Annotated in this window: 12 protein-coding genes and 1 pseudogene; 9 read left to right on the top strand and 4 right to left on the bottom strand. The window is 56.4% G+C overall.

Going from position 1 to position 12,737, the window contains the following annotated elements; translation table 11 throughout:
* Window position 1 precedes the first annotated feature (1 nt).
* A complete protein-coding gene (gene cysW, locus ABH909_RS02590; RefSeq protein ID WP_007899636.1) occupies window positions 2-871 on the top strand; it encodes a sulfate ABC transporter permease subunit CysW in 870 nt (289 codons plus the stop codon).
* A 3-nt stretch (window positions 872-874) separates the two neighbouring features.
* Entirely contained in the window at window positions 875-1,864 is a 990-nt protein-coding gene (locus tag ABH909_RS02585) for a sulfate/molybdate ABC transporter ATP-binding protein (RefSeq protein WP_007899637.1), read from the top strand.
* 90 nt (window positions 1,865-1,954) lie between these two features.
* On the opposite strand, the pseudogene ABH909_RS02580 reads toward ABH909_RS02585, so the two are convergent.
* Window positions 1,955-2,149 (bottom strand): annotated as a pseudogene (locus ABH909_RS02580) (hypothetical protein); the annotation flags it as partial.
* Window positions 2,150-2,282: 133 nt separating this feature from the next.
* On the opposite strand from ABH909_RS02580, the gene ABH909_RS02575 reads away from it, so the two are divergent.
* Entirely contained in the window at window positions 2,283-2,801 is a 519-nt protein-coding gene (locus ABH909_RS02575) for a toxin-activating lysine-acyltransferase (protein WP_429430278.1), read from the top strand.
* Window positions 2,802-3,786: 985 nt separating this feature from the next.
* On the opposite strand, the gene ABH909_RS02570 is transcribed toward ABH909_RS02575, so the two are convergent.
* Complete coding sequence (locus ABH909_RS02570; RefSeq protein WP_429430276.1) at window positions 3,787-4,305, bottom strand: DUF962 domain-containing protein; 519 nt, start codon at window positions 4,303-4,305, stop codon at window positions 3,787-3,789.
* Between the two features lie 85 nt (window positions 4,306-4,390).
* Here ABH909_RS02570 and ABH909_RS02565 point away from each other — a divergent pair, with 85 nt between their 5' ends.
* Both ABH909_RS02565 and ABH909_RS02560 read left to right on the top strand, forming a co-directional pair.
* Window positions 4,391-5,077, top strand: a complete 687-nt coding sequence (locus tag ABH909_RS02565; RefSeq protein WP_429430274.1) for a Crp/Fnr family transcriptional regulator — start codon at window positions 4,391-4,393, stop codon at window positions 5,075-5,077.
* A gap of 75 nt (window positions 5,078-5,152) precedes the next feature.
* Window positions 5,153-5,518 (top strand): response regulator, encoded by a 366-nt coding sequence (locus ABH909_RS02560; RefSeq protein ID WP_429430272.1) that lies wholly within the window; start codon window positions 5,153-5,155, stop codon window positions 5,516-5,518.
* Window positions 5,519-5,669: 151 nt separating this feature from the next.
* Here ABH909_RS02560 and ABH909_RS02555 read toward each other — a convergent pair whose 3' ends face one another.
* Complete coding sequence (locus tag ABH909_RS02555) at window positions 5,670-6,674, bottom strand: AraC family transcriptional regulator (RefSeq protein WP_429430270.1); 1,005 nt, start codon at window positions 6,672-6,674, stop codon at window positions 5,670-5,672.
* 100 nt (window positions 6,675-6,774) lie between these two features.
* On the opposite strand from ABH909_RS02555, the gene ABH909_RS02550 reads away from it, so the two are divergent.
* The 4 genes from ABH909_RS02550 (at window position 6,775) to ABH909_RS02535 (ending at window position 10,931) form a co-directional block, all read left to right on the top strand.
* On the top strand, window positions 6,775-7,848 hold the full coding sequence (locus ABH909_RS02550; protein WP_429430269.1) for a fatty acid desaturase: 1,074 nt from the start codon (window positions 6,775-6,777) through the stop codon (window positions 7,846-7,848).
* A gap of 463 nt (window positions 7,849-8,311) precedes the next feature.
* Complete coding sequence (locus tag ABH909_RS02545; protein WP_429430267.1) at window positions 8,312-8,893, top strand: alpha/beta hydrolase; 582 nt, start codon at window positions 8,312-8,314, stop codon at window positions 8,891-8,893.
* A 59-nt stretch (window positions 8,894-8,952) separates the two neighbouring features.
* On the top strand, window positions 8,953-9,885 hold the full coding sequence (locus tag ABH909_RS02540; RefSeq protein WP_429430265.1) for a sigma 54-interacting transcriptional regulator: 933 nt from the start codon (window positions 8,953-8,955) through the stop codon (window positions 9,883-9,885).
* A 263-nt stretch (window positions 9,886-10,148) separates the two neighbouring features.
* The gene (locus ABH909_RS02535; protein ID WP_429430263.1) at window positions 10,149-10,931 is read left to right on the top strand and encodes a MetQ/NlpA family ABC transporter substrate-binding protein; all 783 of its coding nucleotides are present in this window, start codon (window positions 10,149-10,151) and stop codon (window positions 10,929-10,931) included.
* Between the two features lie 425 nt (window positions 10,932-11,356).
* Here the strand turns inward: ABH909_RS02535 and ABH909_RS02530 are convergent, their stop codons facing one another.
* Window positions 11,357-12,517, bottom strand: a complete 1,161-nt coding sequence (locus tag ABH909_RS02530; RefSeq protein ID WP_429430261.1) for an AAA family ATPase — start codon at window positions 12,515-12,517, stop codon at window positions 11,357-11,359.
* Between the last annotated feature and the right edge of the window lie 220 nt (window positions 12,518-12,737).

The following is a 12,737-nucleotide window of genomic DNA, read 5'->3' as shown; positions in this document are numbered from 1 at the left end:
AATGTCCCAATCGTCTATTGCTGCTGCTTCCTCGAACGCCGCCCGCCGTGGCAGTGCTTCATCGCGGCGAATCCTGATCGGCCTCGGCTGGTTGGTGTTCGCCCTGTTCCTGTTGCTGCCGCTGGTGATCGTGGTGTCTCAGGGCCTGAAGCTCGGAATCGGTGCGTTCTTCACCGCGATCTTCGAGCCCGACGCGTTGTCGGCCCTGAAACTTACGGTGATCGCCGTGTTGATTTCGGTGCCGCTGAACCTGGTGTTCGGTGTCAGCGCGGCATGGTGCGTGAGCAAATACTCGTTCCGTGGCAAAAGTATGCTGGTCACGCTGATCGACCTGCCGTTCTCGGTGTCGCCGGTCATCGCCGGTCTTGTCTACGTGCTGATGTTCGGCGCCCAAGGCCTGTTCGGCCCATGGTTGCAGGACCACGACATCCAGATCGTCTTCGCCTTGCCGGGCATCGTGCTGGCGACGATTTTCGTCACTGTGCCGTTCGTGGCCCGTGAGCTGATTCCGCTGATGCAGGAACAAGGCACTCAGGAGGAAGAGGCCGCGCGCCTGCTCGGCGCCAATGGCTGGCAGATGTTCTGGCACGTCACCGTGCCCAATATCAAATGGGGCCTGATCTATGGCGTGGTGTTGTGTACGGCCCGGGCCATGGGTGAGTTCGGTGCGGTGTCGGTGGTTTCCGGGCACATTCGCGGGGTGACCAACACCTTGCCGCTGCACGTCGAGATCCTCTACAACGAATACAACCACGTGGCCGCGTTCGCCGTGGCGAGCCTGTTGCTGATCCTGGCGCTCTTCATCCTGCTGCTCAAGCAGTGGAGCGAAAACCGTATTAACCGCCTGCGCGCCAGCGCCGCGGAGGAATAAGTCATGTCGATCGAAGTGCGTAACGTCAGCAAAAACTTCCACGCGTTCAAGGCGCTGGACAACATCAGCCTGGACATTCAAAGCGGCGAGCTGGTGGCGCTGCTCGGCCCGTCCGGTTGCGGCAAGACCACGTTGTTGCGAATCATCGCCGGCCTGGAAACCCCGGATCAGGGCAACATCGTGTTCCATGGTGAAGACGTCTCCGGCCACGACGTGCGTGATCGCAATGTCGGTTTCGTGTTCCAGCACTACGCTCTGTTCCGCCACATGACGGTGTTCGACAACGTCGCGTTCGGCCTGCGCATGAAGCCGAAAAACCAGCGCCCGAATGAAAGCCAGATCGCGGTAAAAGTCCACGAACTGCTGAACATGGTGCAACTGGATTGGTTGGCCGATCGCTACCCGGAACAACTCTCCGGCGGCCAGCGTCAGCGCATCGCATTGGCCCGTGCCTTGGCGGTGGAACCGAAAGTCCTGTTGCTCGACGAACCCTTCGGCGCGCTGGATGCCAAGGTCCGTAAAGAGCTGCGTCGCTGGCTCGCACGGCTGCACGAAGACATCAACCTGACCTCGGTGTTCGTGACCCACGATCAGGAAGAAGCGATGGAAGTCGCCGACCGGATCGTGGTGATGAACAAGGGCGTGATCGAGCAGATCGGCTCACCGGGCGACGTCTACGAAAACCCGGCCAGCGATTTCGTCTATCACTTCCTCGGCGACTCGAACCGTCTGCATTTGGGCGAAGACCGACACGTGCTGTTCCGTCCCCACGAAGTGTCGCTGTCGCGGCATGAACTGGAAGATCACCACGCCGCTGAAGTGCGGGATATTCGTCCGTTGGGCGCTACCACGCGGGTGACGCTGAAGGTCGAAGGTCAAAGCGAGCTGATCGAGGCTGAAGTGGTGAAAGACCACGACAGCCTGGTTGGATTGGCCAAGGGTGAGACGTTGTTCTTCAAACCCAAGGTCTGGCAGAAAGTCGCCAATATTTAAGGGCAAAAGCATCGCGAGCAAGCTCGCTCCCACAGTGGATTTGTGAACGACACAGATCACTGTGGGAGCGGGCTTGCCCGCGATGGCGTCCTACGCCGCAGCATCTTTCTGACGCAAACGCACCCCACCCACTCGCGCCTCGATCTGCTCTTTCAGCTCACGCCGCATCCCGAGCAAAAACGCCAACTCAACCACCACGAACAACGGCCCGACAATCAGCCCCGTCACATCATCGACAAACGCCGGTTTGCGCCCTTCGTAATGGTGACCGACAAATTGAATCACCAACGCTCGTGCAACCTTGCGCTTAATCCATCCGGTACCCCTACATGTGTAGGGTTTTTTCAAGAGGCGTGAAAGCGTTAGATTGTAATCATTAGGTATTTGGCTATGGAACGGAAGGTTAACAAGCGTGTGAGTGAAAAGTGTCCGGATATTAAATTTTCTTTCTATAACGATATCAGGAGAGTATTTTTTGATAAAAAGTTGTGAAATTTCCACTCAATGTATAGCTTCCGGTGTGAAGGACAAAGCGCAGCTTCTTGGTTTTGCTTGTTTAATCATGTCCATGTGTCGACGCTATTCGTTATTTCAAATTGCCACGTTGAAGTTTTGGATTAGCCCTGCAATCGACCATAAACAAATTGCGTTTTTCTTTGACAAAAAATCGACACCAATTGGCTATATGACGTGGGCTCATTTGGCGCATGATAGCGAAGAGCGGCTGATTAAAGATCCAAATTTTTTGCTTCACCCCTCTGAATGGAACGAAGGAGGAGAGACCTGGATTATAGATTTTAATTTCCCTCGCGGTTGCGCCATCGATGCGTTTAAAGAGATTAAAGAGGTTTTTAGGCGAGAAAGCATCGAAAAGGTCTACTGGGTTCGTCGCAATGAAGACTATACGGTTCGCAAAATCGCCAGCTGTTGTCTTTAATTTGAATGCCTTGTGCTTAGTGTTGACAAGTCATAGATGTAATTACGTGGTTGATATTTATATGGAGGTAAGTTATGCGAGCTCTATCGGATGTAGAAATTCAATTCATTTCAGGTGCAGCTAGTGGGGATGGAATCCAAGTGTCTCATATACTGGCAGTGGGGGCTGCTTTAACGGGAGCTACTGCTGCCAGCCTTGCGATTGTGCCCAGTCCAATCACAACTCCGGCAGCGGTCGCGGCAGGTCTTACAACTGTTATTTTAACAGGTGCGGCAGCTGGAGCTTCTATGTTGGAGGCCCGGCCGGCGTGAAGGTAATAGAAACTATAATCGCGAATATTACATCATGAATTGGCCAGGAGGAGCGAACTGCGATTCCTGGTTTAATATTACGCAAGCGCTTAAAGATTTTTTAGCGTCACCAAGCGCTTTCACTAAAATAGGCGTATAAATGATTGTTGGCGTGATAAGTAATTACTCTGTATCTTCGACGGTTAGCCTCCATCCGAAGATATTTTTATCGTTAAGGTTTTTTCTTCCTTTTATTCCATTTATTCTTGTGTTTCTGTTCTATTTTTTTATTCTGAGTAGTCTGCATTTCGAGGGTAATTCAATTTCTTTTTTTTCGGTCTGCGTATTGTTTGCTTGTGCGTGTAGTTTTATTGTCGAATCAATAATTGTCGCTGTTACGGTATGTTGTTTTTCAGTTGATGGAGTAATGGGCTCTGCTTCATCAGAAAATGATTTTGCTTTGGGTTTTATTTTGGATTTCAAGTTGTATGAGCGATTACTTGGTGTGGTCTCTTTGGTTTTCTTAGTGACATTCGCATTGGCTCATACTTTTTTTATATTGGAGTCTTGACGGGAGCAGTTTCGTTACTGTTGCGCTGCATAAACTTGTTCTGTGTCACGGGCCGTATTCCCACAGAGCGTGCGTTCGATCAAAAAATTCTCTGTGGGAACGGGGGGCTACTCGAAAAAGCGATCTATACCGCAGCGTTTTTCTGCCGCAAACGCACACCACCCACTCGCGCCTCGATCTGCTCTTTCAGCTCATGCCGCAACCCGAGCAAAAACGCCAACTCAACCACCACAAACAACGGCCCGACAATCAACCCCGTCACGTCATCGACAAACGCCGGTTTGCGTCCCTCGTAATAATGCCCGACAAACTGAATCGCCCACCCCAGCACAAACATCCCGATGCCGCTGGCGAGCCAGACCAGTGTGTTGTGCTGCGCAAGAACCTGACCTGCCCAAATGCACAGACCGAGCAACAGGGTCATCAACAGCCCGAGACGAATCTCCAGGCGCAGGTAAAACCACGCCGATGCCATCGCGACCAGCACCGCCGGCGAGATCCAGCCTGCGCCCCATTGCGGCCGTGACAGCAACACCGCGACCGCCACTACTATCAGCGGAATACCGATAAAGTGGCTGGCAATATTGCGCGGGTCACGGTGGTAGGCGGCGTATTGACTGAGATGGTCAACGAGGCTTTTCATTGTTATTCCTCCTGTAGGGTGATGGATGATGCCCCGGGTTTCATTTCTCGCTCTGTCAGCCAGGCGACAATTTCCAGGAGTTTTCATGGACATGCAGGTTTGGCGTTCGCGCCTGGAGACGGGGCAGTGGTTCAGTCATTTACCTGTTCCTTTACAGGATAGTCTGCTGGCTGCGGCACGGGTTCGGCGCCTGCCGTCGGGGCAACTGCTATTCAAACGCGGTGATCCGCCATGCGGGCTGTATGCAGTGCTCGAAGGTTCGGTGCGCATTGGCGCGGTGAGCGAGCAGGGCAAGGAAGCGCTGCTGAGCCTGGTGGAAGCGCCGCACTGGTTCGGCGAAATCTGCCTGTTCGATGGCCAGCCGCGAACCCACGATGCCTACGCCGTTGGCCAGTGCAGCCTGTTGCACATCCCGCAAGCGACGCTGCTGAAGGTACTCGACCAACAACCGGTTTACTGGCGGCAACTGGCGTTGCTGATGAGCCAAAAACTGCGCCTGACCTTCATCAGCCTCGAACAGCTCAGCCTGATGCCAGCCCCGGCGCGCCTGGCGCATCGCTTGCTGATGATCGCCGAGGGTTACGGCGAAATAAATCCGCCGCGCCGTGTTCTGCAATTGCCTCAGGAGCAACTGGCGTCGATGTTGTCGTTGTCGCGCCAGACCACGAACCAGCTTCTCAAGGATTTGCAGGGGCAAGGGATTCTGAATCTCAAGTATGGCGAAATCGAGATTCTGGATGCCGAGCGGTTGCGGGCGTTGGTGGTGATTTAAAAAAGATCGCCATGTTATTGATGGGCTTTATCCGCGAACGCGCCTAGCCTGTGACGACGACAATCGAGGTGTGCCATGCGTGTGTTGCTAGTGGAAGACGAACCCGAGACCGCCAGCCTCCTGGCCAAAGGCTTGAGCGAAGCGAGTTACAGGGTAGATGTGGCGCTCAATGGCATGGACGGTCGGCGCTTTATCGAGTCCGGTGAATACGAACTGATCATCCTCGACGTGATGCTGCCAGGACTCAACGGCTGGCAATTGCTGCAACAGATCCGCAAGCTCGGCGACACGCCGGTGCTGCTCCTCACCACCAAGGACGGCATCGAAGACCGGCTGCGCGGGCTGGAATTGCATGAAGATGATTACCTGCTCAAGCCGTTTGCCGTCAGTGAGCTGGTGAAGCGGGTGCGCAAGCTGTTGCGCAGGGATCGCGGGCGTTGAAGGTTTGCGGCGTATGGACTACCGCCTTCGCGAGCAAGCCCGCTCCCACAGTGGACCTGCGTGAATCACAATGTTGTAAACAACTGAAAACCCTGTAGGAGCGGGCTTGCCCGCGAAGAGGCCGGGAAACTCAAAACACCTCTCGGATCTGTCACTGCAACCCATCCCGAAACTGCCCCGGCGTCATTCCGGTCCAGCGTTTGAATGCACGGCTGAAGCTGCTGGTGTCGGCGAATCCCAGCAGATAACTGATTTCGCCCAACGAGCACAATGGGTCGCGCAGATGCAGCAGCGCCAGGTTCTCCCGGCTTTCATTGAGCAGCGTATCGAACCGACAACCCTCATCCGCCAAGTGCCGTTGCAGGCTGCGCAGACTCAAGTGCAGCGCCTGGGCGATGCGATCGGCCGACGGTTCGCCTTCGGGTAATTGCTCTTCAATGGCGTCGCGAACCTTGCGTTCCCAGGTCAGGGGTTTGAGTTGCGCCAGGGTGCGTTTGAGCACGGTTTCGTTGTGTTCGGCCAGTTCCGGGTTGGCATCGTCCAGGTGACTGTCGAAATCCACCAGGGCGAATTCCAGTCGGTCTTCATCGGCGTTGAAATACACCGGCGAGCGGAACACTTTGTGCCATTGGTGCGGGTCGGCCGGTTCCGGACGGCGCAGATAAACCGCCAGCGGGGCATAGTCACGGCCCAGGCGATTGCGGCAGGTGCGCACGTAAATCGCCGCGAAGGCGTCGATGGCCTCGAAGGCTGGCGCGGGGTTGCCTGGGGGGATTTTCAGGCGGAAGTAGTAGCGATCCTCGGCGCGGATCAGTTCCAGATCCAGCGCGTCGCTGACCACCTGGTGATAACGCACGATGCGCTCGAAGACTTCCCGCAGGCTGCCGCTGGCTACCAACGCATAACCCAGCGCATGAAAGGTGGTGGGGCTGACGAAACGCGATACGCGCAAACCAATCGCCGGGTCACCGCTGACCTGCACCGCGATGTGCCACAGGCGCGTGGTGCCGGACAACGGGTAACGGGCGTTCGGGTCGTCCATCAAGTGTGGGTCAAGCCCCGCTTGCTGGCACAGGGTTGTGCTGTCGAGCCCCAGCGCTTCGAGCTGCTTGCGCAGGGCACGGGTCCAGCTGGCGAGGGAGGTCGGTTCAGTCATGTTGAATGGCGCGTCCGGTCAACAGGTTGGCGTTCACGGCTACCGCTCCGTACAGCATCGCAAGGCAGGATGCGAACATCAATAACCAGAGGATGGAAGCATGGACGGTACTTGTGCAAGTCCCCAGCGACTGAATGCAGCACAGCGATCAGCGCATATTCGCCAGGTGGTATTGGCCAAAGGCGTCGAACTGCGTCAGCGCTACCCGATTCTCAACCATCAGGACGCCCTGGGCGCGGGCATTCTGGCCTTCGCGTTGGCCGGGATGATCGGTTCCGCAGCGCTGTACATCACCGGGTTCATGGCCTGGTGGGTATGCCTGTTACTCAACGCATTTTTCGCCTCGCTGACCCACGAGCTGGAGCATGACCTGATCCACAGCATGTACTTTCGCAAACAGCGCGTGCCGCACAACCTGATGATGGGCCTGGTGTGGCTGGCGCGACCGAGCACCATCAATCCCTGGATCCGTCGTCATTTGCACCTCAATCACCATAAGGTATCCGGCACCGAAGCCGACATGGAAGAACGGGCGATCACCAACGGTGAGCCGTGGGGAATCGCGCGGCTATTGATGGTCGGCGACAACGTGATGTCGGCGTTCATCCGTATGCTGCGGGGCAAGACCCGGGCGCACAAATTCAGCATCATCAAACGTTTTCTGAAGGTCTACGCACCGCTGGCGCTGGTGCATTGGGGAGCGTGGTACGTGTTTCTCGGTTTTCACGCCACCAACGGCATTGCGCATCTGCTGGGGGCGCCCATCGAGTGGTCAGCGACTACTTTGGCGGTGATGCAGGTGATCGACATCGCTGCCGTGGTGATCATTGGCCCCAACGTACTGCGCACGTTCTGCCTGCATTTTGTCAGCTCGAACATGCACTACTACGGTGACGTGGAGCCGGGGAATGTGATTCAGCAGACTCAGGTGCTGAACCCTTGGTGGATGTGGCCGTTGCAAGCATTCTGCTTCAACTTCGGCAGCAGCCACGGGATCCATCATTTTGTGGTGAAGGAGCCGTTTTACATCCGGCAGATGACCGTCCCGGTGGCGCACAAGGTGATGCGCGAGATGGGCGTGCGGTTCAATGATTTCGGGACGTTCGGGCGGGCGAACCGGTTTGTGCGCAAGGATACCGCCGAGATGCAAGAGGTGCGTGCCGCTCAGGTTTGATGATGTAACCGGAAACTCAATGCTGGTCATCAATTTGACCCAAAGGGACGATACGGTGTGACGCAAGCAGTGATTCGCATATGCGATTCAGGTCTATTAAAGTGATTAAATATTCCTTTATCGGATAACCGTTTCAGCCAATTATCGCCTCACAGCGATGTTGATCAGCGCTAACAGATTTCGAGTTTCCGGGGCCGTCTCCTTGGCAGGGTGCGGCCCCTTTTTTATCCCGGATAAAGTGCCAGTCAGTGAACCCTGTGGGAGCGGGCTTGCTCGCGAAGGCGTCTCGTCAGTCAACATCAATATCAACTGACAGACCGCCTTCGCGAGCAAGCCCGCTCCCACATTTGATCGTGTTATATATTCGATATTAGTCTTAATAAATAGCTTCTTATTCCTTAACGAATATAACTCTCCTCCCTATACTCGGTCACGAACAGACACGCAGCAGGAGAGCTCCCCCATGCGCAACGAATCAATTCGCTACCTGATTGTGCCGGGCTGGCAAGGATCGCCAGAAGATCATTGGCAAACCCACTGGCAGAACAGCTTGCCGAACAGTGCGCGGGTGGAGCAAGCCGACTGGCTGACGCCGCGTCGTGAGGACTGGGTCGCGGCACTGGCCGAGGCGATTGCCGCCGACAGTACGCCAGTGATTTTGATCGCCCACAGCCTGGGCTGCATCACCGTCGCCCATTGGGCGGCCACGGCGCCACTGAATTTTCTGCGCCAGGTGCGTGGTGCTTTGCTGGTCGCGCCAGCGGACGTCGAGCGCCCGGCTTGTGCACCGGCCTTGCGTAACTTTGCGCCGATTCCGACAACGTTGCTGCCATTCCCGAGCCAGGTTGTCAGCTCCGATAACGACAGCGCCGTGAGTGCGCCCCGTGCGATGGAGCTGGCCCGTAATTGGGGGGCTGAGGCGGGGATTTTATCGGGGGCTGGGCACATCAATGTGAAGTCTGGTCATCAGCGTTGGGAGCAGGGTTTTGCGTACCTCTATCGTTTGCAAAACCGCATGGAACAGCACGCCCTGCGTCGCGCTTGAACCCTTTATTTTTCTAAAAAACGCCCCGGCCTCCAGCGGTTTTGGGGCGGGAGTCTGCCATGAGCCTGCATGAAACCTTCGGCCAGCCGCTGCTGACCTTTCCTGACGCGGAAAAAAGCCCGCTGAGCATTCGCGCCAAGGCGTTGGTGTTCGTCGATCCGCGTTCCCGGCAGTTGCGTCAGGAGCTGGAACAACTGGCGCCACGTTCGATCTCGGTGTTGATTCGCGGTGAAACCGGCAGCGGTAAAGAACTGCTGGCGCGGCATATCCACCGCGCCAGTGACCGGGGTGGATTGTTCGTATCCGTCAATTGCGGGGCGATCAGCCCGACCTACGCTGACGCTGAGCTGTTCGGCTATGCCGCCGGCAGTTACAGCGGTTCGGCCAGCAGTCGCGCTGGCTGGTTCGGTTCGGCCAATGGCGGCACGCTCTATCTGGACGAGATCGGCGACTTGCCGCTACCCATCCAGAGCAAATTACTGGCAGCCCTGGAAAACCACGAAGTCACCCGCGTTGGTGCTCAGCAGCCAAGCCCGGTGGACGTACGTCTGGTGGCCGCCACCAGTATCGATCTGGCCCAAGCGGTGGCTGCCGGAAAATTCCATGAGCGGCTTTATCACTACCTCAGTGAAGGCCAGCTCGAACTGCCGGCCTTGCGCGAACGGGTAGGCGATATTTTGTCGCTGGCCGAATACTTCCTCGGCATCTACAGCCAACGCCTCGATCTGCCGGTGCCATTGATCAGCGACGCTGCGCAGCATCTGCTCGAACAGCACAGCTGGCCGGGCAATACCCGGGAACTGGAAAACGTCATTCACTTTGCGCTGTTGGTGAGTACCGGTGAGGAGATTTTGCCGGAGCATTTGAATTTGCCCGAGGCATCGGTATCGCTGCTTCAGATCGAACAGCAATTCAAAAAAATCCTTGGCAACGGTTCCGCCGCCGAGAAAGAAGCCTTGAAACAACTACTCAAAACCACCGGGCTTTTGTAGGAGCTAACGAAGCCTGCGATCTTTTGATCTTGATTTTCGATGCCTTTGAAATCGCCAAAATCAAAAGATCGCAGCCTTCGGCAGCTCCTGCATCGGGCGTGGCGGTTGAATGAACAAAATGGAATAAGAAAGTAAATAAAAGATATTGTTCTGGAATAAAAAATCCCGGTATTGTCCGCGTCACGCCAGCGATAGCACTTCACTGGCACTCGTACTAATCAGCCGTCGTCGATGATGGCCGCGAATTTCGATAAGGACACTGCATGAAAAAGGTTCTGTTGTTTACCGCATTGGCGGCTGCCCTGACCGCGGGCCTGGCCCAGGCTGGCGAGAAACTGGTGGTGGCGGCGACCCCGATTCCACATGCCGAGATTCTTGAACTGATCAAGCCGACCCTCGCCAAAGAAGGCGTGGACCTGGAGATCAAAGTCTTCACCGACTACGTTCAGCCGAACGTGCAGGTCGACCAGAAGCGTCTGGACGCCAACTACTTCCAGACCCTCCCGTACCTGAAAAACTTCAACGAAGGCAAAGGCACTAATCTGGTGACCGTGATCGGTGTACACGTCGAACCATTTGGCGGCTACTCGAAAAAAGTCAAAAGCCTGGCTGAACTGAAAGATGGCGCAACCATCGCCATCCCCAACGAAGGCAGCAACAGCGGCCGGGCCCTGATCCTGTTGCAGAAGGCCGGCCTGATCGAGTTGAAAGACCCGAAAAACGCCGTGGCCACCCCGAAAGACATCGCCAGGAACCCGCACAACTTCAAGTTCAAGGAACTGGAATCGGCCATGCTGCCGCGTGTTCTGGATCAGGTCGACCTGGCCATGATCAACACCAACTACGCGTTGGACGCAGGCCTGAACCCGGCTAAAGATGCACTGGTGATCGAAGGCGCCGATTCGCCTTACGTGAATTACCTGGTGGCGCGCCCGGACAACAAGGACAGCGTCGCCATCCAGAAACTGGCCAAGGCATTGACCAACCCTGAAGTAAAAGCATTCATCGCCAAGAAATACAGCGGCGCGGTACTGCCGGCGTTCTGATTGACCGCCGTATCAAACCTCTTCAAGGTTTCAACGCCGACGGCTGATACAGCGTCGGCGTTTTGTTAGGCCAGAATCAAAAGATCGCAGCCTCGTTTCACTCGACAGCTCCTACATTGAAATGCCTATTCCTGTAGGAGCTGTCGAGTGAAACGAGGCTGCGATCTTTTGCTTTAAAATTTCAGGCCGCCCGCGCCTTCAGCGCTTTGCGCAACGCCACCAGCAATTTCACGATGTCTTGCGGATCCAGCCGCTGTGGCACTTGTACGTCAGCCATTTTCTCTTCCTTGTGATGGTTCGGCCCTGAGTCTGGCCAAAAGCCGTGCATCCTTGGAGGGCTATCTTGAAAAAAAGATCCTTCCTACAGCGCAAAGGAAAATAGCCGTCTTCCACTGCCGCAGCAAAACCTCCAGATAAGACGCCGCTCAATCCGGCCAATACCACGCAGGCTCATCCAGCATCCGCTGCCCGACCATCCCGGTTTGGCCGAAATCCTTCTCCAGCACAATGCAATTGCATTCCGGGTCTTGCTGCAGCGCCGAGATCAACCGCCGCGCATGAGACACCACCCACACCTGACACTGTTCGGACGCTCGAATGATCAACCGCGCCAACGCCGGCAGCAGGTCTGGATGCAGACTGGTTTCCGGCTCGTTCAACACCATCAACGTCGGCGGCCGAGGCGTCAGCAATGCCGCAACCAGCAACAAATAGCGCAACGTCCCGTCCGACAACTCGGCGGCGGACAACGGCCGCAACAAGCCTTCCTGATAAAACTCGATTGCAAACCGTCCACCCTGCAGCGGTGCGATATTCAATGTCGCGCCGGGGAATGCATCGCTGATCGCGGCTTGCAAAGCTTCGGGATCGCCGATTTCGCGGATGGTCTGTAACGCTGCAGCGAGGTCGCGACCGTCGTGGTGCAACACTGGCGTGCGGGTGCCCAGTTGCGGTTGGCGCACTGGCGCGTCGGCATCGCTGCGAAAGTAGTCGTAGAAGCGCCAGCGGCGGATGAACTCACGCAGCTGCAAGACTTCCGGCGAGGTGCGTAAGTTACCGACCTGATCGAACAGGCTGTCGAAGTTCGGCGTGTGCTGGGCCAGTACTTCCCAGCCGCGACCGACCCGAGCGCGGATCAGCGGGCCATCGCGATCCACCAGCAGGCTGGCCGGGCGATAAAACGGCCCGGACCAGATGCATTCCTTTTTGATTTCCGGGTCCAGAGAAAACTCGGAGTGACTTGGCTCTGGCAGGCCCAGCGCGATCGAGTAGCTGAAATCTTCACTGGCAAACCCCAGGCGCAGGCGTTTGGCGCCGTGTCGCACGGTCGCCTGGATCGGGACTTCACCATTGCGCATGCGTCGAGTGATGTTTTCCGGACCTGCCCAGAACGTCGAATCCAGCCCGCCCTCGCGTGCCAACGCATTGACCACCCCGCCCTGAGCGGTTTCCGCCAGCAGGCGCAAGGCGCGGTAGAGATTGGATTTGCCGCTGCCGTTGGGGCCGGTGATCAGGTTCAAACGGCCAAGCGGAATCACCAATTTATTGATCGAGCGGTAATTGGCCACCGCGAGGGTTTTGAGCATGGGTAGCTTCCTGCTGCATGGTTCGTCATTCTGCCTTATTGTCGGCAACACAATGATCCTTGTGGCGAGCGAGCGAGCTTGCTCGCGCTGGGATGCGAAGCGGCCCCAAAGCCATTCAATGAGGTGTGTCAGGTAGAACGAGATAGCAGATTTTGCGTCTGCTGCGCAGCCGAGCGGGAGCAAGCTCCCTCGCCACAGGTAAGCCCCAAACCACAAGGTG

Origin of the sequence: Pseudomonas sp. BS3782 TE3695, from assembly GCF_050435305.1 — a bacterium.
Classification (GTDB): Bacteria; Pseudomonadota; Gammaproteobacteria; order Pseudomonadales; family Pseudomonadaceae; genus Aquipseudomonas.
Note: the sequence above shows the minus strand (reverse complement) of the source record. Positions and strands in the feature narration are given on the sequence as shown.

Coding starts and splice junctions, on each gene's coding strand:
- cysW (WP_007899636.1), top strand. CDS start 2: ATGTCCCAATCGTCTATTGCTGCTGCTTCCTCGAACGCCGCCCGCCGT.
- ABH909_RS02585 (WP_007899637.1), top strand. CDS start 875: ATGTCGATCGAAGTGCGTAACGTCAGCAAAAACTTCCACGCGTTCAAG.
- ABH909_RS02570 (WP_429430276.1), bottom strand. CDS start 4,305: ATGAAAAGCCTCGTTGACCATCTCAGTCAATACGCCGCCTACCACCGT.
- ABH909_RS02565 (WP_429430274.1), top strand. CDS start 4,391: ATGGACATGCAGGTTTGGCGTTCGCGCCTGGAGACGGGGCAGTGGTTC.
- ABH909_RS02560 (WP_429430272.1), top strand. CDS start 5,153: ATGCGTGTGTTGCTAGTGGAAGACGAACCCGAGACCGCCAGCCTCCTG.
- ABH909_RS02555 (WP_429430270.1), bottom strand. CDS start 6,674: ATGACTGAACCGACCTCCCTCGCCAGCTGGACCCGTGCCCTGCGCAAG.
- ABH909_RS02550 (WP_429430269.1), top strand. CDS start 6,775: ATGGACGGTACTTGTGCAAGTCCCCAGCGACTGAATGCAGCACAGCGA.
- ABH909_RS02545 (WP_429430267.1), top strand. CDS start 8,312: ATGCGCAACGAATCAATTCGCTACCTGATTGTGCCGGGCTGGCAAGGA.
- ABH909_RS02540 (WP_429430265.1), top strand. CDS start 8,953: ATGAGCCTGCATGAAACCTTCGGCCAGCCGCTGCTGACCTTTCCTGAC.
- ABH909_RS02535 (WP_429430263.1), top strand. CDS start 10,149: ATGAAAAAGGTTCTGTTGTTTACCGCATTGGCGGCTGCCCTGACCGCG.
- ABH909_RS02530 (WP_429430261.1), bottom strand. CDS start 12,517: ATGCTCAAAACCCTCGCGGTGGCCAATTACCGCTCGATCAATAAATTG.